Source organism: Streptosporangium sp. NPDC050855 (genome assembly GCF_044456585.1).
GTDB classification, from domain to species: domain Bacteria; phylum Actinomycetota; class Actinomycetes; order Streptosporangiales; family Streptosporangiaceae; genus Streptosporangium; species Streptosporangium longisporum.
Map to the genome: position 1 here is coordinate 158,228 of NZ_JBITFY010000005.1, position 24,558 is coordinate 182,785.

Below are 24,558 nucleotides of genomic sequence, written 5' to 3' on the forward strand. Positions count from 1 at the left end.
CTCACCCGCGTCCGGTCCAGCCCGTTCACCACATCTCCTCGTGCCCGGGGGATCACTGGGCTATTTCCTCCTCGCTGGGTCGGCTCGACTGCACCGTTCCGAAGCCCGCCACCACGACGCCGGCCAGGGCCAGGTACGCCCGGCGGCCCGGCGCCCTCAGGTGGGACGGTTCCACCCGGTCGTCCCTGCCGGGGGCCAGCGCGTCCTCCCAGGGGATCCGGACGATCGCCCGGCACCTGCCCCGCGCGACCGCCTCGGCGTGCTCCACGTCCTCCATGCTGCGGCGGCTCACCCCGTTGACCACCATGACGGCCCGCTGGCGGAGGTCGGCGCAGCCGTGCCCGTCGAGCCACTCGTAGGTCATGGCCACCGCGTCCGGCCCGTCCTCGCTGGCCGGGACGACGAGGACGAGCTGGTCGGCGTAGGGCAGGACGCGGGCGGCCAGGGCCGCCGCCGGGTCCACGACGATCATCTTGTAGTACCGGTCGAGCATGTCCATCGTCTGGCCGAGGCGCCGGTCGGAGAAGAGCGTGCGGTCGGCCAGGCGCTTCTCGGCGTCGGCGTCGCTGTCCCCGGCGACGACCTCCAGTCCCGAGGCGCAGCGGCTGGTGTAGGCACGCATCCCCAGGTAGCCCTGGACGCCGTCGAGCCCGGCGAGCAGGGAGCTCAGCGTCTCGGGCGACTCCCCCTGGATCCTGCCGGACAGCGCGTGCGAGCCGGTGCTGGCGTCGACCGCGAGGATCCGGTCCTCCCGGTAGCGGGCCAGCGTGTGACCGAGCATGAGCGCGGTCGTGGTCTGCCCGGCGCCGCCGGTGCATCCCAGCACCACCACCCGGCGCGCGCCGCTGAAGACCGCCCTGGCCCGCGCCTCGTCGATCTCCGAGCCGTCCGTACGGCCACCGCCGCCGGGTCCGATCACCACCTGGGCCAGGCGTCGCCAGCCGCCGGAGGAGTCCCGGCCGACCACCGACTCCACCCTGCGGACCCTGGTCTCGGCCTCGCCGTACGAGGAGGCGGGCACGGGAGGCGCGGGGGTCACCGGATCGGCCTTGGCCGCCCCGGTGGGGACGGCACGGATCGACATCCCGGCGCCCGGCTGGGCACCGCTCGGGTCGGCCGGACCCGTCTGCGCGCCCGCGAGCCGCTCGGGAGGCCAGGCCCGCGCGGAGCCCGCGGAGCCCGCGGAGCCTGCGGAGCCTGCGGAGCCTGGAGTGCCCGGGGTGCCCGGGGTGCTCGAGGTGCCCGGGGTGTCGGCCGGGCGGCCGATGGGGGCGGGACGGCCCCTGCGGTGCCGGCGTCGCGCGCTCTCCTCTGCGTCCATCGCGTCCACGGTGTTCTTGGTATCCGTGGTGTCCGCGGGGTCGGCCGCGCTCGCCGCGCCGGTCGCGTGCGTCCTGCCGGTCGTGTTCGTCTCGCCGGTCGTGTTCGTCTCGTCGGTGGGGAGCCCGGTCGCCCCCGCGGTCCGCCACCCGGCCGGGGCCGGGCCGACGAACCTCGGCACGAAGGGCGCGACGGCCGGGTCGGCGGGGTCGCGCACGGGATCGGAGACGGCGGGCCGCCCGGGTGTCCCGGCCGGCTCGGGCCGTTCAGGACGCTCGGACCGCTTCGGTGTGCCGGTCTGCTCGGACCCCTTGGGTCGCTTCGGTGTGCCGGTCGGCTCGGGTCGCTCGGGTCGCTCGGCGGGAGCGGTCGGCACGGCGGGCGGAACGGAGGCGGACGGGACGGGCGTGGACGGGATCGACACGGGCGGGATCGACGCGGGCGGGATCGACGCGGGCGGATCGGTCAGGGGCGGCACCGGAGCCGGCGGGACCTGCGGGGCCGCCGCGGCGCGCTGGGCGTCGGCGGAGGCGGCCAGCCTGCGCAGGCGGCGCAGCGCCTCGGTGCCGATGGGGGCGGACGGAGCCGGTGAGGCCTCGGACGCCACCGGCCCCCCGGCGGCCACCGGCGCCTCGGACGGCGACGGCCTCCCGGACGCCCCCGGCGTCTCGGAGGACACCGGGGACGCGGGGGCGACCGGGAACGGGGACGCGGAGGACGACGGGGACGGCGAGGACGGCGAGGACGCGGAGACCCGCTCCCCGGCCCTCGCGGAACCCTTCGTCCCCCCGGCCGTCCCGGAGCCCTCGGCGACTCCGGAGTCCTCGGCCTCCCTGGCGTTGTCCGTGCCCTTCGTCCTGTCTTCCGGCTTCGTGCCCTTCGCCTCGACGGTCCTGCCGAAGCCCCTCCCGGCCCGGCCGGCACCCATCGCCTCGACGGTGTCGTCCAGGGCGGCGATGTCGTTCCCGGCGGACGCGGTCACGGCCGGGGCGCGCTCCTCCTCACCGGTCCGCTTCACGGACGACGAGGAGGACGAGGAGGACGATCCCGCACGACCGGAACCCGCCCGGCCCACACCTTCGGGACGCGTACCCGACACGACGGGTCCCCCGGCCGACCCCGCGGCCGATCCCCCGGCCGGTTCCGCCGCGGAGACGGGCAGCGGAGGCATCGGTGGCATCGACGGCACGGTGACCGGCATCGCGACCGGAAGCACGGCCGGCGCCGTCTCGACGGCCGTGGCCTGGCCGAGTGCCGGGGCGACCCCCTGGCGCTGGGCGCGGCTCTGGCTCCAGGTGATCCGCTCGCGGGCGACCGGGGCGGTGGCCGCCGCCGCGGCCGCGGCGGCCACGGCCGGACGCACCTCGCGGGCCGCGGCGCGCTTGGCCTGTGCCTGGCGGACCTTGCGGGACGCCTTGACCTTGACCGATCCGTACTGCGGCGAGGCACGCCAGACCCGGCCGTTCAGCGCGACCTCGGCGGGCTCGGAGACGGGTGCCATCCGGCACCAGGTACGCGGCTCGCCCACGTAGCGCAGCTGCGACTGGAGCAGCTCGGTGAGCCTCTTGCTCTCGATCACCGGCCGGGTGGAGAGCCAGGTGACGATGCCGGGCGGCACCAGGTAGATGACGTGCCAGGGAGCCGCGAAGGGGAGACCGAGCAGGTAGAGCAGGAGCGACCACGGGGCCAGCACTCCCACGAACCCACCGATCCAGACGATCGGGAGCGGCATCGGCAGCCGTAGGTCGTACAGCTTGTAGAGCCGCTTCTCGATCCTCCAGATATTGGTGTACGTGGGCAGATCCACGTGATCCTCCTCTCCGCCTCTCCTTGTGTGACCGTTCGGGCGCGGTCTCAACCCCCCGAGATGCCCAGCGCGCCCGCGATCGCCTTGGCCGTCACCTCGATGATGTTCGGCACGTAGAAGATCACTCCGATGGCGATCGCCAGGATGATGAACTGGACGAACCTGGTGATCTCACGGGTGAAGAGGAAGAAGAGGGCCACCACCGAGACGATGACCAGGAAGAGGGGGGCGAAGAAGCTGCGGAGGAAGTCGGCGAGGCCCTCGGTGTTGACGCCTGCGGGAGGAGCTGTGGGCTGAGCGAGCTCCACGACGCTCAGCAACATGGTCTTGAGAATCACTTCTTGTCCTCCGTACTCACGATCGCGCCCGCCGGGTGATGACGGGCCCGCGACGCGTACGCGCCGGGGCCCGGACCGGTGGATCGTCGATCAGGGGGGGTCTGCTCACCATGGACCGGCACCATTCGATCATGAGTCATCCCGCCACGGATCGGTACGCGCCGCGGATGTCCTTGACGAACCATTTGTCGCCCTGCTTGACCATGGTGAGCAGGTACGCCTGTTCGAGCTTGCCTCCCATTTGGCCGGGGTCCGCGGGCTCCGGCTCGTCGGACGTCGTGGTCTTCGCCGGGACGCCCCACGAGACCGTCGCGGTCACCTGGCGGGTGCTGCCCGCGGGGAGGGGCACCGAGAGGTCCTTGAGCTGCAGGAAGGTCAGGGCTCCGGAGAAACCCTCCAGGGTGGTGCCGGCGTCGGCGTAGAGCCGCAGGGAGGCGGTGTCGCTCGCCGCGTACGCCTTGAAGAAGCCCTCCAGCGAGGGGCGCAGTTCCTGTTCGGCGGCGCGGTCGCGGTCGGGCGCGGGCTTGGGCGGCAGGTCGGCCGCGCCGGGCGCGGGCAGGATGCCCGGCCGTCCCGCGACGACGAACCTCTTGGCCGACCGGTCGTGGTAGATGGGCACCGACAGCAGCTGGCGGCGGTCCTCGGACTGGTAGGCGACGGTGACGACGGCGTTCTCGGCGTCGACGACCTCGATCCCGTACGGTTGCACCGCTCCAGCGCTCATCCGGCCGAGACCGTCCCAGCCGAACTGCGACTCGACGCCTTCGGGCAGGTAGGGGGCCAGCCTGGACTCCCGCTCCTCCAGGCGTGCCCCGTCGAAGTTCAGGTAGACCTCGGCGAACTGGGCCGCGAAGGCCGAGCCCTGGACGGTGGGGAAGCCCTCCCCCGCGACGGGGGCCGTGCCGGTGGGGGCGTTCGGCTGGGTGAAGCGCTCGAAGGGGGCGCGCACCCCGTTCACCACGATGACGATGATCAGTGCCCAGAGCACGGCGCGGCCGGCCCACACCAGCCAGCGGCCTCCGCCGCCGGACCAGCGGTTGCGGGGCGTGCCCCTGCGGCGTGCCGGAACACGGTCGAGGTCGGGATCGTCGGGAAAATCCGGGTATGCCGACAGCTCGGGGTCGCCAGCGATCCGGGGATCACGCTGGACCGTCGACCTTCGAGCCATCACGCCTCCGCTCGCGTCACTTCCGGCCGGTGCGGTGTCGTATTGCCGCCGATCCCGTTGGCCAGGGTGACGCACTTACTCTAGCCGCCCCGCCGATTCTTCCAGGAAAGCCACGCCTATGCTGCAGGCATCGTGATGACTGAGCAAACCGGGTCTGGAACCCCGGCGAGGCCGCCGATGCCGCAGATGCCCGACCGAATGTGTATTACCCCTGGCCAGGGCGCGGGTCGATTACCCAAACGCCACCCATTGCTAACTGGACGGTTCGCGGACTGTCGCGACCTGCGCATTTAACGCGAAATACGTCACCCAGTGTCACAAACGACAAAAACCCTGTTCCAGGGGGCCGAGTCGTGCGCGGGCTCCCGGGACCGAAACGGCCCGGCCCGGCTCGCGTGGAGCCGGACCGGGCCGGAGCGTGTTCTCGGTCCTCGCCGGACGCGGGCCCCTCGCCGGACAAGGATCTTCGTCGGACGCGGGATCTTCGCCGGACGTCGGATCTGAGCCGGACGTCGGACCTCCGTCAGACGTTGAAGCGGAACTCCACCACGTCGCCGTCGCGCATGACGTAGTCCTTGCCCTCGATCCGGGCCTTGCCCGCCTGGCGGGCCGCGGCGATGGAACCGGCCTCGACCAGCTCGTCGTAGGAGACGATCTCGGCCTTGATGAAGCCCCGCTGGAAGTCGGTGTGGATGACCCCGGCCGCCTCGGGAGCGGTGGCGCCCTTGCGGATCGTCCAGGCCCGGGTCTCCTTGGGACCGGCGGTCAGGTAGGTCTGCAGGCCCAGGGTCTCGAAGCCCACCCTGGCCAGCTGGGTCAGGCCCGACTCCTGCTGCCCGACGGACTGCAGCAGCTCCAGCGCCTCCTCCTCGTCGAGCTCGACGAGCTCGGACTCGATCTCGGCGTCCAGGAAGACGGCCTCGGCCGGGGCGACCAGCTCCGACAGCCTGGCGCGGAGCGCGTCGTCCACCAGTTCGTCGGCGTCGAGGTTGAAGACGTACAGGAACGGCTTGGCGGTCAGCAGGTGCAGCTCGCGCAGGTCCGCGGGGTCGATCCCGGCGCCCTTGGCCCCGGCGTACAGGGTGGTGCCGCCGTCGAGGAGCTTGAAGGCCGCCTCGGCCGCGTCCAGCGCGGACTTGCGGTCCTTGTTGGTCCTGGACTCCTTCTGCAGGCGGGGGATCGCCTTCTCCAGCGTCTGCAGGTCCGCGAGGATCAGCTCGGTGTTGATCGTCTCGATGTCGCGTCCGGGAGAGACCCCGCCGTCCACATGGGTCACGTCCGGGTCGTCGAAGACCCGGATGACCTGGCAGATCGCGTCGGTGTCGCGGATGTTGGCGAGGAACTGGTTGCCCCGTCCCTGCCCTTCCGAGGCGCCGCGGACCAGCCCGGCGATGTCGACGAACTCGACCTTCGCCGGCAGGATCTTCGCCGACCCGAAGATCTCGGCCAGCTTCTCAAGACGCGGGTCGGGGACGCCGACGATGCCCACGTTGGGTTCGATGGTGGCGAACGGATAGTTCGCCGCCAGGGCGTTGGCGGTCTTCGTCAGCGCGTTGAAAAGCGTTGACTTGCCGACGTTGGGCAATCCGACGATGCCGATGCTCAGGCTCACGTGAGCCGAGTTTACGCGGAATGACCCGGTGCCGGTCGCCACGGACCCGTCAGCCGGTCGACACGAACCCGTCACGGGGGGCGATCGGCCCGATTTCGGAGGCGTGTCGGCGCGCCAGGAGGGGCCGGGCCTGGAATCATGCCGGGGTGGACGTCATGGCGCTCTCCTTCCAGCTGGCGGTGGGCCTCGCCGCGGGACTCGCGATCGGGTTCCTGCTGGGGCGGGCACGGGCCGCCTCCGGAGCCACCGACATGGCCGCGCGCCTGGCCGACGCCGAGGCCCGCGCGAAGATCGCGGAAGAGAAGCTCGCCTACGTCGAGGGACAGCTCGCCGACCGGTTCCAGGCCCTGTCCACGCGCGCGCTCGACGTCAACAACCTGCGCTTTCTGGAACTGGCCGAGACGAGGCTCGCCGCGGGCCGGGCCGAGGCCGCCGGGGAGCTGGAACAGCGCAAGCAGGCCGTCGAGCACCTGATCGAGCCGCTCAAGGACACCCTGTCGCGCGTCGAGACGCAGCTGCGCGACACGCAGGCGGGCCAGCGGGCCGCCCACGCCGAGCTGGCCAAGCACATCGACGTCGTCCGCGAGAGCAACGAGCAGCTCCGCGCCCAGACGAGCACGCTGGTACGGGCCCTGCAACGCCCGGAGGCCCGGGGGCGGTGGGGGGAGCTCCAGCTCCGCAGGGTGGCCGAGATCGCCGGGATGCAGCGTTTCTGCGACTTCGACGAGCAGGTCAGCGTCACCACTCCGGACGGCGTCCTGCGGCCCGACATGGTGGTGCGCCTGGCCGGGGGCAAGAACATCGTGGTCGACTCCAAGGTCTCGCTGGCCGCCTACCTGGAGGCCGCCGAGTCGACCGATCCGGACCACCAGTCGGCCCGGCTCGACTCCCACTCCCGGCACGTGCGCGAGCACGTGGACCGGCTCGCCTCCAAGTCCTACTGGCAGGCGTTCAGCCCGGCACCGGAGTTCATGGTGCTGTTCATCCCCGGCGAGGCGTTCCTCGCCCCGGCCCTGGAACGCGACCCCGCCCTGCTGGAGTACGCCATGCGGCGGCGGGTCCACATCGCCACCCCCACCACGCTGATCACCATGCTCCGCACCGCGCAGTACGCCTGGCAGCAGGCCGCGCTCAGCGAGAACGCGCGGGCGATCTTCGAGGTCGGCAAGGAGCTGTACGAGCGGCTGAGCAGCATGGGCCGCAACGTCGAGTCCCTGGGACGTTCGCTGAGCCGGGCGGTGGAGTCGTACAACAGGACGGTCGGCTCGCTGGAGACGCGGGTGCTGGTGAGCGCCCGCAAGCTCAACGACCTGGGCCTGGTCGAGGAGAAACTGGAGGGGCCGCAGCCTCTGGAGGACCTGCCGCGCGCCCTGACCTCACCCGAACTGCTCGCGGAAGAGGAGCCAAGCCCGTCTCTCGTGTCCCGCCTGAACGGTAGGTTGACCAACGACCTGCCCTGAGACCTATCCCTGTGGACGCCTGCGGCCGGACACTGGAGGCGACGGGACCGATGACGCGGGGGCCGAGGTCAAGGGGACGAGTGGTGGACGAGCGAGGCGGCGTGCAGCCGCCCGGCGGGGTGATCGCATGAGTGAGCTTGACCGGCCCGGCGGCATCCGGCTGACCGTCCGGGGCGCGCTGGCCCTCGTGCTGGTGGCCACGCTGCTGGGAGGTGTGCTGCAGGCCCTGTCGGGGCTGTCCGCGCTGACCGGCGTGGCGTTCGTGATCGGCTGCGCGGGTGCGACGGCGCTGGTCAACCCGAGGGAGCTGCTCTCTCTGGTGGTCTCCCCGCCCCTGGTCTTCTTCGTGACCACCGTGCTCATCGAGGCGGTCCGCTCCCTGTTCGCGGCCACCCCGCTGCAGGCCTTCGGGCTGGGCATGTACACCGCGCTGTCCCAGGGCGCCCCCTGGCTGTTCGGCGGCTCGCTCCTGGTGCTGGTGATCGCCTGGCGTCGCGGGCTGACCCGCTGCGTCCGCGAGCTGCGCGACGAGCTCAAGGCGACCAAGGCGTCCGTGCCCCGCCCGAGAAGCGGGGAGACCGCCTTCGCCCCCGAACCCGAGGGGTACTTCGAGCCCAAGGTCTACGGGACGCCGCGCGACGAACGCTGACCCGTCCCTGCGGCCCCGGCCGGCCGCCGTCGCGGGCGGGGCCCTCGGACCGGGTGGTGGTCACCGGCCCGCCCCGGCCCGGAGGCCGGGACGCGGGACGACCGGTCAGACCGCCGTGACGCGCAGGTTCTTACGCAGCTCGTGCGGGAGCGCGAACCGCACGTTCTCCTCGACGGACTCGACCTCCTGCACGTCCTCGAACCCGTTGCGGGCGAGGCGGGCGAGGACCCCGGCGACGAGCTCCTCGGGCACCGAGGCGCCGCTCGTCACACCGACCGTGGTGACGCCTTCGAGCCAGGCGTCCTGGATGAGCGAGGCGTCGTCGACCAGGTAGGAGGCGTCGGCCCCGTGGTCGAGGGCGACCTCGACCAGCCGCTTGGAGTTGGAGGAGTTCTCCGAGCCGACGACGATCACCAGCTCGGCCTGGGCGGCGATCTCCTTGACCGCGACCTGACGGTTCTGGGTGGCGTAGCAGATGTCGTCGCTGGGCGGGTCGATCAGGTTGGGGAAGCGCTCCTTGAGGCGGGAGACCGTCTCGACCGTCTCGTCCACCGAGAGCGTGGTCTGCGAGAGCCAGACCAGCCGCTCGGGATCCCTGACCTGCACCGTGCCGACCGACTCCAGCCCGTCGACGAGCTGGATGTGGTCGGGGGCCTCGCCCGCGGTGCCCTCGACCTCCTCGTGGCCCTCGTGCCCGATGAGGAGGATGTCGTAGTCCTGGGAGGCGAAACGCTTGGCCTCGTTGTGCACCTTGGTCACCAGGGGGCAGGTGGCGTCGATCGTCCTCAGGCTGCGCCGGGCGGCCTCGCGGTGGACCTCCGGGGAGACGCCGTGGGCGGAGAAGACCACGATGGCCCCCTCGGGCACCTGCTCGGTCTCGTCGACGAAGATCGCGCCGCGCTCCTCCAGCGTCCTGACGACGTGGGTGTTGTGGACGATCTGCTTGCGGACGTAGATCGGCGCACCGTACTGCTCCAGCGCCTTCTCCACGGCCTGGACCGCACGGTCGACCCCCGCACAGTAGCCACGGGGCTTCGCCACCAGTACGCGTCGGTTCGCAGGGGTCATGGAAGTCATGCTCTTATGCTACGTGGACGCGTCCGCGAGACGGCCCATACGTCCCATGAGCCCGGCGCAACATCCCGCAGGCCCGTACTTGTCACATCTGTCCTTCCCGACACAGACCTCCAGGGAGACGCCATGTCAGTCCCCGACATGATCCGCAGTGTCACACAGAAAGCAAAAGATCTTCCCCTGCACATGCTGCAGACCGCCCTGAGCGGGGTCGGCCAGGCTCTGCTCCTCGGCGACCGGGTCCGGAACAAGATCAAGGGCTCCTCCGGCCGTGAGGACGACCTCGACGAGTCCCGGGAGGCGACCGCCGACGTGCCGGTGGACGTCGAGGAGAGCGCCGTCGAGCAGGTGGAGGAGACCGGGAAGCCCGCCCGCCGAGAGCCGGTCATCTTCGCACCGCGTCCCTCCAGGAGCGCGGACGAGGCACCGGCCGAGAGCGCCGCCGGGAAGGTGGAGGAGGCCGAGAAGCCCGCCCGCCGAGAGCCGGTCATCTTCGCACCGCGACCGTCCAAGATCACTGAGAAGGCACCCGCCGCCGAGAGCAACGGCACCGGGACCTCCCACGAGCCGGTCATCTTCAGCCCCGCCAAGCCCGCCGCCCCCAAGCCCGCCGCCCCCAAGCCCGCCACCCCCGAGACCGCCGCTCCCGAGACCGTGGCCGAGACCCCCGCCGCCACGCCCGAGACCCCGGCCGCCGAGCCCGCCAAGGCCGCCGCGGCTTCCGCGGCCCCGGTCACCGAGCCCCCGGTCACCGAGACTCCGGCCGCCAAGACCTCGGCCGAGAAGACCCGGACCGACGAGGCTCCGGTCGCCGACACTCCGGACACCGAGACCTCTGTCACAGAGACTTCCGTCACAGGGACCTCCGTCACCGAGGCCCCCGCCGCGAAGCCCAAGGCCGCCAAGCCCGTCAAGGCCGCGAAGACGGCGAAGGCCGCGAAGGCCGCCCCCGCCGAGGAGGCCGCTCCCACGAAGGCCGAGAGCACGAAGACCGGCGAGACCAAGGCCGACGAGACCAAGGCCGACGAGACCAAGGCCGAAAGCGCGAAGACCCGGGGCACGAAGGCCGGCAAGAGCAAGGTCGACGAGACCGAGGCGGCCACCGCCACCACGACGCCCGCGGCGAAGAAGCCCAGGACCACCAAGGCGACCAAGGCCGTCAAGGAATCGGCGCAGGCCCCGACCACGTCGGCCACCCCGGCCACCCCCGCCGCCACCGAGACTCCCGAGACCGGCACCGCCGAGACCGGGAACGTCGAGCCAGGGAACGTCGAGACCGAGACCGTCGAGAACGGGACCGCCGAGACCCTGAGCCCGCGGCCCGAGTCCGAGGCCACCACCGCGAAGCCCGCCACCCGGAGGACCGGCACGAGGGCCACCGCGAAGCCCGCCACGGCGGCCACGTCCACCCCCAGGACCCGCAAGGCCCCCAAGGCCGCTCCCGCGAACGCGAAGACCGCCTCCGAGGTCACCGGGAACACCGGAGACGTCAGGGAGGCCGGGGACGCCGGGGACGCCACTCCCGTCCCGGTGGACGCCGTGGTCGAGACGCCCCCTGCGACGAAGGTCGAGCTCGCCGAGGTCAAGGTGGCGAAGCCGGAGACCCAGGACGCCGCGCTGGTCGAGGTGACCGGCACCCGGGTCGCTCCCCCGGAGACGGCCGGGTCCGTCACCGCGCCGACCGCCGACGTGGTCGCCGCGGCCGGTGCGGTACCGGCCGAACCACTGCCCGGTTACGCGGACCTGACGGTGGCGTCGCTGCGGGCGCGCATGCGCGGCAGGACGGCCGAGCAGATCAGGGAACTGATCGCCTACGAGCGGGCCACCTCCGCCCGCGAGGCCGTCGTGCGGATGTACGAGAACCGTCTGGCCAAGCTGGAGGCCGGGGAATAGTCGCGTCCGGCGCGTAGGCTCCCGCCCATGAGCTCGAAGTCCACTCCTGAGCAGCCCCTTCCGGTCCGCACGGTGTTGCAGATGGTCGGCGGCTGGATCGGCAAGCTCGGCACCGTCTGGGTCGAAGGGCAGATCACCGAGCTGACCGCCCGCGGCGGCACGGTGTTCCTGACGCTGCGCGACCCGGTGGCCAACATCTCGGCCCGGGTCACCTGCCCGCGCGGCGTCTACGAGGCCACCGTCCCCCGGCCGGTCGACGGCGCCCGGATCGTGACGCATCTCAAGCCCGACTTCTGGGTCAACAAGGGTTCTTTCGCGTTCACCGCGCTGGAGATGCGGCCGGTCGGGGTCGGTGAGCTGCTGGCACGGCTGGAGCGCCTGCGCCGGCTGCTCGCCTCCGAGGGTCTCTTCGGGGTGGACAGGAAGCGGCGGCTGCCGTTCCTGCCCGGTACGGTCGGGCTGATCTGCGGCCGTGACTCGGCCGCCGAGCGCGACGTGCTGGAGAACTCGCGGCGCCGCTGGCCCGCGGTCCGGTTCACGGTGGAACCGGTGGCCGTGCAGGGACCGTACGCGGTCGGCGAGGTCATCGAGGCGCTGCGCAGGCTGGACGCCGACACCGACGTGGACGTGATCGTGATCGCGCGGGGCGGCGGGTCGATGGAGGACCTGCTGCCCTTCTCCGACGAGGCCCTGGTGCGGGCGGTCGCGGCGTGCCGTACCCCGGTGGTCAGCGCGATCGGGCACGAGCAGGACAACCCGCTGCTCGACCTGGTCGCCGACGTGCGCGCGTCCACGCCCACGGACGCGGCGAAGAAGGTCGTGCCGGACGTCGGCGAGCAGCTCACGCTGGTCCGCCAGCTCCGTGACCGGGGGCGCAGGGTGGCCAAGGGCTGGCTGGACCGCGAGACGGCCTGGCTGGCCGCGGCCCGTTCGCGCCCCGCCCTCGCCGATCCGGTACGCGAGGTCGAGCGCAGGGCCGAGCAGGCCGAGCAGCTCAGGGACCGGGCGAGGCGTTCCCTCACCGGTTCCCTGGACCGCGCCCAGGACTCGCTGGAGCACCTGCGCGCCCGCCTGGTCTCGCTCTCCCCGGCCGCCACGCTGGAGCGCGGCTACGCGATCGTGCAGCGCCCCTCGGGCGACGTCGTACGGCTGGCGAGCGAGATCTCCCCGGGCGACGAGCTCACGGTGCGCTTCTCCGACGACCGGGTGACGGTCAGGAGCGATTCCACCACGTGAGCGAGGGGTAGCCGTCGTCGATGAACCCGAACTCCCGGTAGAGGGCCTCGGCGTCGGAGGTGGCGTGCAGGTCGACCCGGCGGACCCCGGTCCGCCGGTACCACTCCATCAGGGCGTTGACGACGGCCCGGCCGTGGCCCCTGCGCCGGTGGCCGGGGTCGGTGGCCATGCCCTGGATGTAGCCGTAGCGCCCGTCGGGGAGGCTGGGGCCGGGCATGCGCTCGAAGATCAGGCCGATCCCGCAGGCCGCCAGCCTCTTGCCGGGCGCGTCCACCACGTAGACGGCGGTGTCGGCGCTACCGAGCCGCTCCGCGAGGCTCTCCGCGTAGGCCGGTCGCCAGTCCTCCTCGATCGGGAGGCTCCCGTCCAGGGCCATCCTGTCGGCCAGGATCTGACGCAGCCGCACCAGCTCGGGAATGTCGTCGAGGGTCGCGTCACGAACGCTCATCCGGGCATTCTGCCAGCCGTACCGGGCGGTGGGACGGGCGGGGAGGCGGCGCGGACGATCTAAGGTGGGGTCCGTGGCCGATGAGAAGACACCGTCGTACGAGCAGGCGCGCGAGGAGCTGACCGAGGTGGTCCGCCGCCTCGAGGCGGGCGGGCTCACCCTGGAGGAGTCGATCGAGCTCTGGGAGCGCGGGGAGAGGCTGGCCTCGCTCTGCGAGGAGTGGCTGCAGGGGGCCCGGGTGAAGCTCGCCGCGGCCATGGCCCAGCGGCGGCAGCCCGACCCCGGCGCGGACGCCCCCTTCTGAGCGACCGACGCCGCCCGCGGCCGCGGAGGGGCCGTACGACACGACCGAACCACGAGGGCCGGACGGCGCGCGGTGCGCGAGCGGCCGGGCCTGCGGCCGTTCCCGGACGTTAGGACGTGATCTTCGGCTGCTGCCTGAGGGACCCGGCCAGGGTGGACAGCTCCTGCCAGGAGGCGGTGCCGGTGACGACGACCGTGACGTCGGGCAGGAGGCGTACCAGGGAACGCTGGTCCTTGTCCTCGCGGACGCGCTGTTCCCAGGTCACGCCGCCGATCTGGACGGTACCGGTGGCCGTGGAGGTGTTGGCGAGCCGGTTGGCGAACTCGGCCGCGGGCTTCTCGTCGCTCTGGGCGAGCATCGCGTGGCGGCGCTCGGCGGTGGCGAAGCCGAGCCTCCAGGTCGTCCAGCCGCCGTCGTTCGTCCTGCGGGAGCTGTTCGGCACCCATCCGGGGGCGACCTGTCCGGGCGCCCACACCTGGAAGGGGGCCGTACGCCGCAGGTCGGCCAGGGCGAGCGAGTAGTCGACCTTGGGGATGCGCTCGGTCCGGCTCTGTGGCGTGATGAGCAGGAAGAGGCCGACGGCCGCCAGGCAGACCGCCATCGCGAACGCGTAGCCGTAGAAGCCCTCAGTGAACCTTCGCACGACCACCGACACTATCCGTTCCGCGGGGCGGTCCCGTCTCAGGGGCGGCGGATCTGCGCGACGATGGCCAGCACGTCCTCGGCGAGCACCCGGGAGGCGTCCTCGTCGTCGGACAGGGCGACCTCGGAGACGGCGGCGGCGAGCGCCCCGGTGAGGACCACGACCAGCGCACCCTCGTCGCCCTCGAACAGGGCGGCGTTGCGCTTGGCCCACTGCCGGAGCCGGTCGCGCATGATGACCTCGAACCCGGGCGGCCCGTCGCCGCGCAGGAACAGGGCCGACAGCTCCCGCTCGGCCAGGCAGCCCTCCAGGTAGGCGCGGGCCCCCGCGATGAACAACCGCATCGGGTCGCCCTCGCCTTCGGCCCTGGCCTCCTGGACCGCCTGCTTGGTCCGCTGGGTCTGCCGGGTCTGGAACTCGTCGAAGAGGGTGAGGTAGAGGTCGGCCTTGCCGGAGAAGTGGTGGTAGAGGCTGCCCACGCTCGCCCCCGCCCGGGAGACCACGTCGGTGACCCCGGCCTCGGCGAAGCCGCTCGTGACGAACGTCTCCCTGGCCGCGGCCAGGAGTGCGACGCGCGTGGCGGCACCCCGCTCGGAGGTCCGCGCACCCCCGCCCTTCACCAGCCGTTCCGTGTCACTGCTCATGGTGGGCAGATTATCCTCCGCCGACCGGTCACAGGGGTGCCAACTACGATCGTTGCAACAATCCACGAGAGGGGTTTCCCACCATGTCCGATCAGACGTCCGTTCCCGCCACCCTCGCCACGGGTGAGCACGCACCTGATCGCAACCTCGCCCTGGAGCTCGTCCGCGTCACCGAGGCGGCCGCGATGGCGGCGGCCCGCTGGGTCGGGCGGGGTGACAAGAACGGTGCGGACGGCGCCGCGGTGAACGCGATGCGCCAGCTGATCAACACCGTGTCGATGAGCGGCGTGGTGGTGATCGGCGAGGGCGAGAAGGACAACGCGCCGATGCTCTACAACGGCGAGCAGGTGGGCGACGGCAGCGGCGCGGCGTGCGACGTGGCCGTCGACCCGATCGACGGCACCCGGCTGACCGCTCTCGGCATGCCCAACGGGATCTCGGTGATCGCGGTCAGCGAGCGCGGCTCGATGTACGACCCGTCGGCGGTCTTCTACATGGACAAGCTGGTCACCGGCCCCGAGGCGGCCTCGTCGGTGGACATCAACGCGCCGGTGGCCGACAACATCGCCGCGGTGGCGCGCGCCAAGGGCGGCGAGCCGTCGGACGTGACCGTGGTCATCCTGGACCGGCCCCGCCACGAGAAGACGATCCGGGAGATCCGGGAGGCCGGTGCGCGGATCAGGCTCATCACCGACGGCGACGTGGCCGGTGCGATCATGGCGGCCCGGGTGGGGACCGGCGTCGACCTGATGCTCGGCGTCGGCGGCACCCCGGAGGGCATCATCGCCGCGTGCGCGCTCAAGTGCCTGGGCGGTGTCATCCAGGGCAGGCTCTGGCCGCAGGACGAGGCCGAGCGCCGCCGGGCGCTGGACGCGGGCCTCGACCTGGACGCCACGCTCAGCACCGACGACCTGGTCAGGTCCGACGACGTGTTCTTCGCCGCCACCGGGATCACCGACGGCGAGCTGATGCAGGGGGTCCGCTACCGGGCCGGACGGGCCGTCACCAGCTCCCTGGTCATGCGCGGCCGGTCCGGGACGATCCGGAAGATCGAGAGCGAGCACCAGCTCTGGAAGCTGCGGGCCTACAGCGCGATCAACTTCGACAACGCCCGCTAGGCGCGGGCGGGGCACGCCCACGGCGGACACTCGCCGTGGGCGCCGACGCCGGACGCGCCGCGGGCGTCAGCGGCGGACGTGCGACGTGGACACCGGCAGTGGACGCGCATCGCGGGCCTCGACGACGGACGCGTGCCGTGGGCGCCGACGACGGACGCGCGTCACGAACGTCAGCGGCGGAACCAGGAGCGCCGGGGGCGCCTGGGGGACTTGGCCACGATGTTGCCGCACGTGACGACGCCGGTGATCTCGATGACCGGGCCGTCGGGCGAGGCCCGGACCTGGTTCTTCTTGCCCCCCATGTACGTCGAGGCGGGCATCTCGATCCGCACCCCCTCGGGCACGATCAGGGTGAGGGTGCCGAACAGCACCGTGACCTGCAGGGTCACCCGGCTGGACTGGAGCAGCGCCTCGCACAGGTCGAGCGTGACGTTGGCGCAGATCGCGGTGGCCGGGAACCGGGTCGGCACCACCCAGCGGCCCGAGCGTTTCTCCGAGCCGAAGAACGCCGTCACCGGGCGGACGTCGGTGCGCAGCGGCTGCGCCTCGGGCGGGAGCAGGTCGGCCGTGAGGGCGGAGAGCTCCCCCAGCGTGCGCGCCCGGTAGAGGGCCTCGACGCGCTGCTCGTACTCGCCGTGGTCGAGGCGTCCGTCGGCGAGGGCGTCGCCGAGCACGACGGCCACCCTCTCGCGGTCGACGTCCCCGGCTCTGAGGTCGGCGGGACGCGGCTCGGGGACGTGACGGCGGATGGCGGGGGGCCGGTGACTCTCCACCCTTCGACCATAATCGCCGCCGGGCCCCGACGCCTCGTCCGGCGCGCTCCGGATGTGCGCGCGGACGGGCCGGCGGACGGGCGGAACCGGCAGGTGACGGGCCATTGACCACCGGGTACGCCGCCCATACCCTGACGGGAACTTGAATCCCCCTCATGTTCCCGGAGATCGCCATGCCGACCCCCCGTGACAGGCAGGCACGCGTGGCGACCTGGGCGGCGTTCTTCGTCCAGGGGCTCTGCTTCGCCACCCTGCTCACCCATGTGATCGACCTCCAGCACCGGTTCGGCCTCAGCGACGGCGACCTCACCCTGGTCCTGCTGCTCGTCCCGGTGATCTCCGGGGTCGGCAGCGCGGTCGCGGCCCCCCTGGCGAGCCGGTACGGCAGCGCCCCGGTGCTGCGGATCTCCCAGATCGGCGTCTGCACGGCCGTGATCCTGCTGGGCTGGAACGACGGGCTCACCGGGCTGTACGCGCTCAGCGCCGTCTTCGGCCTGTTCGTCGGCGCGGTGGACGCGGCGATGAACATGCAGGCGGTCGCGGTCGAGCGCAGGTACGGGATGAGCGTGCTGACCGGCTTCCACGCCGTGTGGAGCGTCGGCTCGATGCTGGGCGCGGGCGCCAACTCCGCCTTCAGCGCGCTCGGCGTGCCGCTGGGCTGGTCGTTCTCCGTACCGGTGATGATCGGCGCGCTGATCTCGGTGGTCCTGCTCCCGCGCCTCTACCGGCGCGACGAGGAGGGCGTCGAGACGCCGCTCGAGGCCGTGACCTCCCGGTCGCCGTGGCGGCCGATCATCCCGCTCTGCCTGGCGATGGCGTTCCTGTACGTCGGCGACGCGGCGGTCTCCAACTACGGCACGGTCTACATGGAGAAGGCGCTGGCGGCGAGCGGGTGGCTGGTGCCGTTCGGCTACCTCGTCTACCAGGCGGCCATGCTGCTGGCCCGGGTGCCCGGCGACCTCGCCGTGCGCAGGTACGGGCCGGCGCCGGTGGTGCGCGCGGGCGCGGTGATCGCGGCGGCGGGCATGCTGGGCCTCGTGCTGGCGCCCGGCGTCGTGGTGGCGGTCGTGTCGTTCGGCCTGGTCGGCATCGGCCTGTCCGTCATCGCCCCGCAGTCGTTCTCGGCCGCGGGCCGCCTCGGCAGCGGGGCGGAGACCGCGATCGCCCGGGTCAACCTGTTCAACTACGTCGGCTTCCTGGTGGGGGCCGCCGTGGTCGGCACCCTCAACGACACGGTGGACATCAGGGTGGCGTTCGTCCCGGCCGCGGTGCTGGTGGGCCTGATCGTCTTCCTGGCCCGGGGCTTCCGGCCGGACCCCGAGCCCGCGCGCAAGAGCACATTCGCTCCCGGCCCCGCCCCCGATCCCACCCCGGAACCCGCGCCGCGCGAGCCCGGCGCGCGGCCTTAGGGACTCGCGAGGATCACAGGTAGGGGCGCCGGGCCTTCTTGGCCTCCTCGTAGGCGGCGCGTGCCCGCCGGGTCCCCTCCTCTCCCGACACCTCGGCCACCGGTACGTCCCACCAGGCCGTGGTGTCCGCGCCGGGGCCGGGCACGGTCTCGACGTACACCACGGTGGTCGCGGTGGCCCGCCTCGCCTCGGCCAGGGCCAGGCGCAGGGACTCCGGGCCGTCGGCGCGGAGCACGTTCGCGCCCAGGCTGGCCGCGTTGGCGGCCAGGTCGACCGGGAGGAGCGCCCCGTCCAGCTCCCCGCCGGGACCGCGCAGCCGGTAGGCGGTGCCCAGCCGCCCGGCCCCGACCGACTCCGACAGGCCGCCGATGGAGGCGAAGCCCCGGTTGTCGACCAGCACCACGACGAGCTTCACGCCCTCCTGCACGGCGGTGGCGATCTCCTGGGCCATCATCAGGTAGGACCCGTCGCCGACCAGCACGAACACCTCCCGCTCCGGCACGGCCAGCTTCACCCCCAGCCCTCCGGCGATCTCGTATCCCATGCAGGAGTAGCCGTACTCGACGTGGTAGGACTTCGGGTCGCTCGCCCGCCAGAGCTTGTGCAGGTCGCCGGGCATGGAACCGGCCGCGTTGACCACCACGTCCGTCGGGTGCGCCACCTCGTTGAGCATGCCGAGCACCACCGGCTGGGTCAGCGCGTCCCCGGTGGTCAGCAGCGCGACCTGCTCCTGCCACTCACGGGTCAGCCGGGCCGCCCTGGCCGTCCAGTCCGGGTCGGCCCGCCAGCCGTCCAGGGCGGGTCCCAGGGCCTCCAGCGCCGCGCGGGCGTCGGCGACGAGCATCTCGCCGGAGTGCTTGGCCGCGTCGAAGGCGGCGACGTTGACGTTGAGGAACCGCACCCCTCCTGCGGCCTGGCCGAACAGGGTGCGCGAGGCGGTGGTGAAGTCGGTGTAGCGGGTGCCGACCCCGATGACCAGGTCGGCGTCACGGGCCAGCTCGTTGGCGGCCGCGGTGCCGGTGTGGCCGACCGCGCCCACCGCGCAGGGATGGTCGTACGGCAGCGCCCCCTTGCCCGCCTGGGTCTCGCCCACCGGGACGCCGTGCCGGGCGGCGAAGGCGGCCAGCTCCCGCCACGCCCCGGAGTAGACCACGCCGCCCCCGGCCACGATCAGCGGGCGGCGCGAGCGCCGGGCCAGCTCCGCCGCCCGGGCCAGCGCGGCCGGCTCGGGGACGGGCCGCGCCACGTGCCAGACCCTGCGGGCGAACAGCTCCTCGGGCCAGTCGTACGCCTCGGCCTGCACGTCCTGCGGCAGGGCCAGGGTGACCGCGCCCGTCTCCGCCGGGTCGGCCAGCACCCGCATCGCGGCCGGCAGCGCCGCGACGAGCTGCTCGGGACGGTTGATCCTGTCGAAGAAGCGGGAGACCGGGCGCAGCGCGTCGTTGACGGTCACGTCGGGAAAGCGCGGATCCTCCAGCTGCTGCAGCACCGGGTCGGCGACGCGGGTGGCGAAGACGTCGCCGGGCAGCAGCAGCACCGGGATCCGGTTGATCGTGGCGAGCGCCGCGCCGGTGACCATGTTGGTGGCGCCGGGACCGATCGAGCTGGTGCAGGCGAAGGTGGACAGCCGGTCGCGGGCCCGCGCGTACCCGACGGCGGTGTGCACCATGGCCTGCTCGTTGCGGGCCAGGTAGTACGGCAGGTCGCCGGAGGTGCCCGCGCCCCGCTCGGCCAGGGCCTGCCCGATCCCGGCGACGTTGCCGTGCCCGAAGATGCCCAGGCACCCGGCCACCAGCCGCTGCTCGACGCCGTCGCGCTCCGACCACTGGTTGGCGAGGAAGCGCAGGAGCGCCTGCGCCACGGTGAGCCTCATCTCCGCGCCCCCGTCATCGGGAGCCTGGGGTCGGCCTGCTGCCGCGTCCACGAGTCGCGGACCCAGGCGTGCCGGGGGTCGTCGCAGAAGGCCATCGTCCGCTCGGGCGCGGGCCCGGCCAGCACGTTCAGGTAGTAGAGGTCGTAGCCGGGGGCCGCCATCGACGGGCCGTGGTACCCCCTGGGCACGAGGACGACGTCACCGGACGACACCTCGGCGAGCACCTCGTGGCCGCCGTAGACCCGCTGGTAGCCGGGGCCGCCCTCGAAGTAGTAGATCTCCTCCAGCACGGCCTCGTGATCGGAGGCCTCGTCGTGCTTGTGCGGCGGGTACGACGACCAGTTGCCGCCCGGGGTGAGCACCTCGACCGAGACGAGCTTGTCGCACTCGAAGACGCCGGGGGCGCAGAAGTTGTTGACCTGCCGGCTGGCCTGGCCGGCGCCGCGCACCTCGACCGGGACCTTCTCCGCCGGGCCGTACCGCACCGGAAGGCGCCTGGTCGCGCGGGCCGAGGGAAGGGCGAAGCGGCCCCGGCCGGTGACCCTGGCGCTCGCCCCGATCGGCAGGTAGGCGAAGTCGGTGACCCCCTCGAAGACCGAGGGCCTGCCGTCGAGCGTGATCCGCTCCCCCTCGCACTCGACCACGCACTCGCCCGAGAGCGGCAGGACGAGCATCTCCTCGTCCCCGGTGTCGAAGCTCACGCCCTCGCCGGACAGGCAGAGCACGCGCAGCCCCGAGTAGGTCCACCCGGCGGTCTCCGGGGTGATCGACAGCGCCCACGGCGCCCGCGCGGTGCTTCCCGCCGGTACGAAGGTCATGGCCTCTCCTCACGTGACGACTGGGCGGCGTCCCGTTGATCGTGTCGGTGACCGCCCCGGTGACCGTTTCAATGATCGCCTCGATGGCCTCTCAGGTCACTACCGAAGTGACCGCTCGGTTCACGCCTCCTCCAGCATCTGCGCGGCGGTGTCGACGGCCGCCGCCACGTCGTCGTCGGCGGGGTACAGCAGGGCACGGCCCACCACCAGCCCCCGCACCCCGGGAAGCCGCAGCGCCCCGCGCCAGGCCGCGTGGACGACCTCCGGCGCCTCGCCCGGGTCGCCGCCCAGCAGCAGCGTCGGCAGCGTGGTGGCGCGCATCACCCGTTCCATGCCGTCCACGACCGGGATCTTCAGCCAGGTGTGCGCGGAGGTCGCGCCGAGCGCCTGGGCGACGTGGATGGAGCGGATGACCCCCTCGGGCGACAGGTCGTGGACGATCTCGCCGCCCACCCTGCGCGACCAGAACGGCTCGACCATGGCGACCAGGTCGTGCGAGGCCAGCTCGGTGACGGCCCGGCCGCACGCCTCCAGGGTGCGGGCGGTGGCCCGGTCGTCCACGCCGATCCGGCAGAGCATCTTGCCGCCGTCCAGGCGCGCCCGGACGATCGAGGAGGCGTCGTAGGCGGTGAACCGGTCGTCGAACTCGAACGCCGCCCCGTGCAGGCCGCCCCGGTTCATCGACCCGATGACGACCTTCCCCTCCAGCGCGCCGAGCAGCAGGAGGTCCTCCACCACGTCCGGGGTGCCCAGCACGCCGTCCACACCGGGACGCGCCAGCGCCACGCAGAGCCGTTCCAGCAGCTCGACACGGCTCTCCATGGCCGCGGGACGGTCCCTGACGCCCACCATGCCCCTGGCGGTGTGGTCGGCGGCGACGATCAGGAGCCGGTCGCGCTCCTGGAGCAGGCTCCTGCGCTCGCGTGCCGCCAGCGCCTCGGCGATCCGACCGGGATGGCGGGCCCGCGTGCTCGTCACCGTGGCCGTGGTCGTGGCCGTCACCGTGGCCGTGGCCGTGGCCGGGCCCTTGGCCGTACCGGAGGCGGGTGCCGCGGGTGACGGCCCGCCCGGCCGGCCGGTGAGCAGGGCCGTCACCTCCTCCTGCCGGGGCATCGCGGGGGCGCAGGCCAGCCGGCCCGCGACGATCGCCCCGGCCGCGTTGGCGAACCGCAGCGTCTCCTCCAGCGGCCAGCGCTCCAGCAGGCCGTGGCACAGGGCCCCGCCGAAGGCGTCCCCGGCGCCGAGGCCGTTGACCACCTCCACCGGCACCGGCGGCACCCGCACGGTCTCGGTCGCGGTCATGCCGAGCACCCCGGCCGGGCCCTGCTTGACGATCGCGAGCTCGACACCGGCCTCCAGCAGTGCCTCGGCGGCCGCCTCCGGGTCGCGCGTGCCGGTGGCGACCTCGACCTCGTCGAGGTTGCCCACCGCCACCGTGACGTGGCGCAGGGCCTCGCGCACCAGGTCGCGGGCCTCCTTGGGCCGGGGCCAGAACATGGGACGGTGGTCCAGGTCCAGCACGGTGTGCGGGACGCGCCCCCTGGCCCGCCAGGCGGCGAAGTGCGCGCTCCGGGAAGGTTCCTGGGACAGGCCGGTGAGGGTCGCCCAGAACAACCGCGCCCCGGCGACGGCCTCCAGGTCCAGCTCCTCGGGGAAGATCTCAAGGTCGGGCGCCTTGGGCAGGCGGTAGAAGTACAGCGGGAAGTCGTCCGGCGGCATGATCTCGCAGAACGTCACCGGGGTCGGCAGGTGCGTCACCGCGGTGACGTAGCGGTCGTCGACCCCGTACTCGCGCAGCGCGTCGTGCACGAAGAGCCCGAACGGGTCGTCGCCGGTCCTGGTGATCACGGCACTGGTACGGCCCAGCCGGGCGGCGGCCACCGCCACGTTGGCAGGACTGCCGCCCAGGTACTTGCCGAAGGTCTCCACCTCGCGCAGCGAGACGCCCACCTGCAGCGGGTAGACGTCGACACCGGCGCGTCCCATGGTCAGGACCTCGATCACGGGCCCGCCCCGCCGCCCGGGCCGGCGAGCCCGTTCAGGTACGCCAGGCTCTCGGCGACGTTCTCCCGCGGGTCGGCGTCGGCCGCGTCCCCGGGGGCGATCACGACGTCCTGCTCCAGCACGTACCAGCCGTCGTACCCGGCCGCGGTCAGGCCCGCGACGATGGCGGGCACGTCCACGTCGCCCCGGCCCAGCGGGCGGTAGAGGCCCTCCTTGACGGCCCGGCCGTAGGGCAGCTCGCCCGCCCTGACCCGTTCGGCCATGGCGGCGTCCACGTCCTTGAGGTGGACGTGCGCGATCCGCCCGGCGGCCCGCGAGACCAGCTCGGCGGGGTCGGTGCCGCCCGCGAGCAGGTGGCCGGTGTCCAGGCAGAGCTGCACGGGGCTGCCGTCGAGCACCCGCTGCACCTCGCCGGGGTCCTGTACCACGGTCCCGACGTGCGGGTGCAGGGTGACGGAGCGGCCGAACTCCTTGGCGCTCTTGAGGATCCGGCGCAGGTTGGTCATCAGGGTCTTCCAGGCGGCGGCGTCCAGCTCGGGCCTGGCGTCGTAGCTCTCGCCGCCGGTGGAGGCGGCCAGCACGACCGTGTCCACGTCGCCGTCGGCGAAGGCGCGCATCGCGGCCCGGACCACCGGGAGCGGGTCGTGGTCGCCCTCGTGCAGGACCACCGGGACGAACCCGCCCACCGCGCGCAGCCCGTACTCGGCCAGCAGGGCGCGGCAGCGGGTCGGCGAGGGCGGCAGGAAGCCCTCGGGACCGAGTTCGGTGGCCGTCAGGCCCAGGTCCCTCATCTCGGTGAGCACCCGGGACCGGTCCAGCTGGTACCCCCAGCCGGGGACCTCGCAGACGCCCCAGGAGATCGGCGCACCGGCAATTCTCACAGGACCACCTCCGCGACGCGTACCGGGCGCCCCTCGCGCCGGGAGAGTTCCGCGGCCTCGGCGAGATAGAGCGCGGCCAGGGCGTCCTCGACCGTGCAGGGACTCTTCGTCTCCCCGCGCGCGGCGGCGAGAAACGCGTCCAGCTCGGCCACGTAGGCCGCCCGGAACCGGCTCGTGAAGTCGGGCCACGGCTCGCCGGGGGGTTGCAGCCCTTCGACGCTGGTCAGCGGCGCGCGCGGGTCGAGGCCGACGGCCCGGGTCCGCAGGGTGCCCGCCAGTTCCATCCGTACGTCGTACCCGGCGCCGTTGTAGCGGGAACCCTGCAGGGTGACGAGCGTGCCGTCGTCCAGGGTGAGCAGCGCGGCGCTGGTGTCGACGTCCCCCGCCTCGGCGAAGAACGCCTCCCCCCGGTTGGCGCCGGTCGCGTAGACGGTCTCGGCCTCGCGGCCGGTGACCCAGCGCAGGATGTCGAAGTCGTGGATGTGGCAGTCGCGGTAGATGCCCCCCGACAGCGGGATGTACCCGGGGTCGGGCGGCCGGGGATCGGCGCTGAGCATGTGCACCCGGTGCAGCGTGCCCAGCTCGCCGTCGGCCAGCGCCCTGCGCGCCGCGGCGTACCCGGCGTCGAAGCGGCGCTGGAAGCCGATGTGCACGACCGTGCCGCTCCGCCTGACCGCGTCGAGCACGCGCAGGGTCTCCGGTACGCCGGCCGCGACCGGTTTCTCGCAGAACACCGGCAGCCCCTCGGCGCAGGCGCGCGTCAGCAGCTCCGCGTGCGTCGCCGTGGGGGTGGCGACGACCAGCGCGTCGGCGTCGAAGGCGTCCCCCACCCGGGCTCCCAGCCTCGCGGCCACCGCCGCCGCCCGCTCGCCGTCCGCGTCGTTCACCACCAACTCGCCGACCCCGGGGTGCGCCGCCAGGGTCGCGGCGTGGAACGCCCCGATCCTGCCGAGCCCCAGCAGTCCAACACGCATGATGCCTCCGCGAAAGGAGAGAGCGGCCGATCTCCAGTTCTAGGCGAGGAGCCGGTCGCCGTCAAGAATTTGTCAGGACATAAGGACGATGTCATCCCGTACGGGACACGGG

General features: G+C 72.9%; 21 protein-coding genes and 1 pseudogene. 7 read left to right on the forward strand and 15 right to left on the reverse strand.

Annotated elements, in window-relative coordinates; translation table 11 throughout:
• Positions 1-52: 52 nt before the first annotated feature.
• The 4 genes from ACIBCT_RS13280 to ychF form a co-directional block, all read right to left on the reverse strand.
• Positions 53-3,127: a TcpE family conjugal transfer membrane protein gene (locus ACIBCT_RS13280; protein WP_399188008.1), complete on the reverse strand. Its 3,075-nt coding sequence runs from the start codon at positions 3,125-3,127 to the stop codon at positions 53-55.
• A gap of 47 nt (positions 3,128-3,174) precedes the next feature.
• Positions 3,175-3,450, reverse strand: coding sequence for a hypothetical protein (locus ACIBCT_RS13285; RefSeq protein ID WP_399188352.1), 276 nt, complete (start codon positions 3,448-3,450; stop codon positions 3,175-3,177).
• 151 nt (positions 3,451-3,601) lie between these two features.
• Positions 3,602-4,633 (reverse strand): conjugal transfer protein, encoded by a 1,032-nt coding sequence (locus ACIBCT_RS13290; RefSeq protein WP_399188010.1) that lies wholly within the window; start codon positions 4,631-4,633, stop codon positions 3,602-3,604.
• Positions 4,634-5,156: 523 nt separating this feature from the next.
• Positions 5,157-6,245 (reverse strand): redox-regulated ATPase YchF, encoded by a 1,089-nt coding sequence (ychF, locus tag ACIBCT_RS13295; RefSeq protein WP_399188012.1) that lies wholly within the window; start codon positions 6,243-6,245, stop codon positions 5,157-5,159.
• Positions 6,246-6,400: 155 nt separating this feature from the next.
• Between ychF and ACIBCT_RS13300 the strand changes: the two genes are divergently transcribed.
• On the forward strand, positions 6,401-7,705 hold the full coding sequence (locus ACIBCT_RS13300) for a DNA recombination protein RmuC (RefSeq protein ID WP_399188354.1): 1,305 nt from the start codon (positions 6,401-6,403) through the stop codon (positions 7,703-7,705).
• A 127-nt stretch (positions 7,706-7,832) separates the two neighbouring features.
• Positions 7,833-8,354 (forward strand): DUF6542 domain-containing protein, encoded by a 522-nt coding sequence (locus ACIBCT_RS13305; protein WP_399188014.1) that lies wholly within the window; start codon positions 7,833-7,835, stop codon positions 8,352-8,354.
• 105 nt (positions 8,355-8,459) lie between these two features.
• Here ACIBCT_RS13305 and ACIBCT_RS13310 read toward each other — a convergent pair whose 3' ends face one another.
• Positions 8,460-9,431, reverse strand: a complete 972-nt coding sequence (locus ACIBCT_RS13310; protein ID WP_399188016.1) for a 4-hydroxy-3-methylbut-2-enyl diphosphate reductase — start codon at positions 9,429-9,431, stop codon at positions 8,460-8,462.
• Between the two features lie 123 nt (positions 9,432-9,554).
• Here ACIBCT_RS13310 and ACIBCT_RS13315 point away from each other — a divergent pair, with 123 nt between their 5' ends.
• Together ACIBCT_RS13315 and xseA are read left to right on the forward strand one after the other, a co-directional pair.
• Positions 9,555-11,321, forward strand: a complete 1,767-nt coding sequence (locus tag ACIBCT_RS13315; protein WP_399188018.1) for a hypothetical protein — start codon at positions 9,555-9,557, stop codon at positions 11,319-11,321.
• Positions 11,322-11,348: 27 nt separating this feature from the next.
• On the forward strand, positions 11,349-12,557 hold the full coding sequence (gene xseA / locus ACIBCT_RS13320) for an exodeoxyribonuclease VII large subunit (protein ID WP_399188020.1): 1,209 nt from the start codon (positions 11,349-11,351) through the stop codon (positions 12,555-12,557).
• Here xseA and ACIBCT_RS13325 read toward each other — a convergent pair.
• Positions 12,535-13,005 carry a GNAT family N-acetyltransferase gene (locus ACIBCT_RS13325; protein ID WP_399188022.1) on the reverse strand — a complete coding sequence of 157 codons (471 nt, stop codon included), beginning with the start codon at positions 13,003-13,005 and terminating at the stop codon, positions 12,535-12,537. The two genes, xseA and ACIBCT_RS13325, sit on opposite strands and share 23 nt — an antisense overlap.
• 73 nt (positions 13,006-13,078) lie before the next feature.
• Here ACIBCT_RS13325 and ACIBCT_RS13330 point away from each other — a divergent pair, with 73 nt between their 5' ends.
• Positions 13,079-13,309, forward strand: a complete 231-nt coding sequence (locus tag ACIBCT_RS13330) for an exodeoxyribonuclease VII small subunit (protein ID WP_344902563.1) — start codon at positions 13,079-13,081, stop codon at positions 13,307-13,309.
• 109 nt (positions 13,310-13,418) lie between these two features.
• Here the strand turns inward: ACIBCT_RS13330 and ACIBCT_RS13335 are convergent, their stop codons facing one another.
• Together ACIBCT_RS13335 and ACIBCT_RS13340 are read right to left on the reverse strand one after the other, a co-directional pair.
• Positions 13,419-13,952, reverse strand: a complete 534-nt coding sequence (locus ACIBCT_RS13335) for a DUF4245 domain-containing protein (RefSeq protein WP_344902566.1) — start codon at positions 13,950-13,952, stop codon at positions 13,419-13,421.
• Between the two features lie 38 nt (positions 13,953-13,990).
• On the reverse strand, positions 13,991-14,596 hold the full coding sequence (locus ACIBCT_RS13340) for a TetR/AcrR family transcriptional regulator (RefSeq protein ID WP_399188025.1): 606 nt from the start codon (positions 14,594-14,596) through the stop codon (positions 13,991-13,993).
• Positions 14,597-14,679: 83 nt separating this feature from the next.
• Here ACIBCT_RS13340 and glpX point away from each other — a divergent pair, with 83 nt between their 5' ends.
• Positions 14,680-15,714, forward strand: a complete 1,035-nt coding sequence (gene glpX, locus ACIBCT_RS13345) for a class II fructose-bisphosphatase (RefSeq protein ID WP_399188027.1) — start codon at positions 14,680-14,682, stop codon at positions 15,712-15,714.
• 170 nt (positions 15,715-15,884) lie between these two features.
• Here the strand turns inward: glpX and ACIBCT_RS13350 are convergent, their stop codons facing one another.
• On the reverse strand, positions 15,885-16,487 hold the full coding sequence (locus ACIBCT_RS13350) for a DUF1707 domain-containing protein (protein WP_399188029.1): 603 nt from the start codon (positions 16,485-16,487) through the stop codon (positions 15,885-15,887).
• A 155-nt stretch (positions 16,488-16,642) separates the two neighbouring features.
• On the opposite strand from ACIBCT_RS13350, the gene ACIBCT_RS13355 reads away from it, so the two are divergent.
• Entirely contained in the window at positions 16,643-17,896 is a 1,254-nt protein-coding gene (locus tag ACIBCT_RS13355; protein WP_399188031.1) for an MFS transporter, read from the forward strand.
• Positions 17,897-17,909: 13 nt separating this feature from the next.
• Here ACIBCT_RS13355 and iolD read toward each other — a convergent pair whose 3' ends face one another.
• The 6 genes and pseudogenes from iolD to ACIBCT_RS13385 all read right to left on the reverse strand — a co-directional run bounded on the left by iolD (position 17,910) and on the right by ACIBCT_RS13385 (position 24,446).
• Positions 17,910-19,769, reverse strand: coding sequence for a 3D-(3,5/4)-trihydroxycyclohexane-1,2-dione acylhydrolase (decyclizing) (gene iolD, locus ACIBCT_RS13360; protein WP_399188033.1), 1,860 nt, complete (start codon positions 19,767-19,769; stop codon positions 17,910-17,912).
• Positions 19,766-20,587, reverse strand: a complete 822-nt coding sequence (gene iolB, locus ACIBCT_RS13365) for a 5-deoxy-glucuronate isomerase (protein ID WP_399188035.1) — start codon at positions 20,585-20,587, stop codon at positions 19,766-19,768. Before iolB ends, iolD begins: the two co-directional genes overlap by 4 nt.
• A 120-nt stretch (positions 20,588-20,707) precedes the next feature.
• On the reverse strand, positions 20,708-21,682 hold the full coding sequence (locus ACIBCT_RS13370; protein ID WP_399188356.1) for a class I fructose-bisphosphate aldolase: 975 nt from the start codon (positions 21,680-21,682) through the stop codon (positions 20,708-20,710).
• Positions 21,668-22,591 (reverse strand): annotated as a pseudogene (gene iolC, locus ACIBCT_RS13375) (5-dehydro-2-deoxygluconokinase); the annotation flags it as partial. The pseudogene iolC and the gene ACIBCT_RS13370, both read right to left, overlap by 15 nt.
• On the reverse strand, positions 22,588-23,472 hold the full coding sequence (locus ACIBCT_RS13380; RefSeq protein WP_399188037.1) for a TIM barrel protein: 885 nt from the start codon (positions 23,470-23,472) through the stop codon (positions 22,588-22,590). The gene ACIBCT_RS13380 and the pseudogene iolC, both read right to left, overlap by 4 nt.
• Positions 23,469-24,446 carry a Gfo/Idh/MocA family oxidoreductase gene (locus tag ACIBCT_RS13385; RefSeq protein ID WP_399188039.1) on the reverse strand — a complete coding sequence of 326 codons (978 nt, stop codon included), beginning with the start codon at positions 24,444-24,446 and terminating at the stop codon, positions 23,469-23,471. Before ACIBCT_RS13385 ends, ACIBCT_RS13380 begins: the two co-directional genes overlap by 4 nt.
• Between the last annotated feature and the right edge of the window lie 112 nt (positions 24,447-24,558).

Bases quoted from the DNA above. Each gene is read 5' to 3' on its own strand.
- ACIBCT_RS13310 (WP_399188016.1), bottom strand. From the start codon at position 9,431: ATGACTTCCATGACCCCTGCGAACCGACGCGTACTGGTGGCGAAGCCC.
- ACIBCT_RS13355 (WP_399188031.1), top strand. From the start codon at position 16,643: ATGTTCCCGGAGATCGCCATGCCGACCCCCCGTGACAGGCAGGCACGC.
- ACIBCT_RS13325 (WP_399188022.1), bottom strand. From the start codon at position 13,005: ATGAGCGTTCGTGACGCGACCCTCGACGACATTCCCGAGCTGGTGCGG.
- ACIBCT_RS13285 (WP_399188352.1), bottom strand. From the start codon at position 3,450: ATGTTGCTGAGCGTCGTGGAGCTCGCTCAGCCCACAGCTCCTCCCGCA.
- iolB (WP_399188035.1), bottom strand. From the start codon at position 20,587: ATGACCTTCGTACCGGCGGGAAGCACCGCGCGGGCGCCGTGGGCGCTG.
- ACIBCT_RS13290 (WP_399188010.1), bottom strand. From the start codon at position 4,633: ATGGCTCGAAGGTCGACGGTCCAGCGTGATCCCCGGATCGCTGGCGAC.
- xseA (WP_399188020.1), top strand. From the start codon at position 11,349: ATGAGCTCGAAGTCCACTCCTGAGCAGCCCCTTCCGGTCCGCACGGTG.
- ACIBCT_RS13340 (WP_399188025.1), bottom strand. From the start codon at position 14,596: ATGAGCAGTGACACGGAACGGCTGGTGAAGGGCGGGGGTGCGCGGACC.
- iolD (WP_399188033.1), bottom strand. From the start codon at position 19,769: ATGAGGCTCACCGTGGCGCAGGCGCTCCTGCGCTTCCTCGCCAACCAG.
- ACIBCT_RS13385 (WP_399188039.1), bottom strand. From the start codon at position 24,446: ATGCGTGTTGGACTGCTGGGGCTCGGCAGGATCGGGGCGTTCCACGCC.
- ACIBCT_RS13305 (WP_399188014.1), top strand. From the start codon at position 7,833: ATGAGTGAGCTTGACCGGCCCGGCGGCATCCGGCTGACCGTCCGGGGC.
- glpX (WP_399188027.1), top strand. From the start codon at position 14,680: ATGTCCGATCAGACGTCCGTTCCCGCCACCCTCGCCACGGGTGAGCAC.
- ACIBCT_RS13300 (WP_399188354.1), top strand. From the start codon at position 6,401: ATGGCGCTCTCCTTCCAGCTGGCGGTGGGCCTCGCCGCGGGACTCGCG.
- ACIBCT_RS13315 (WP_399188018.1), top strand. From the start codon at position 9,555: ATGTCAGTCCCCGACATGATCCGCAGTGTCACACAGAAAGCAAAAGAT.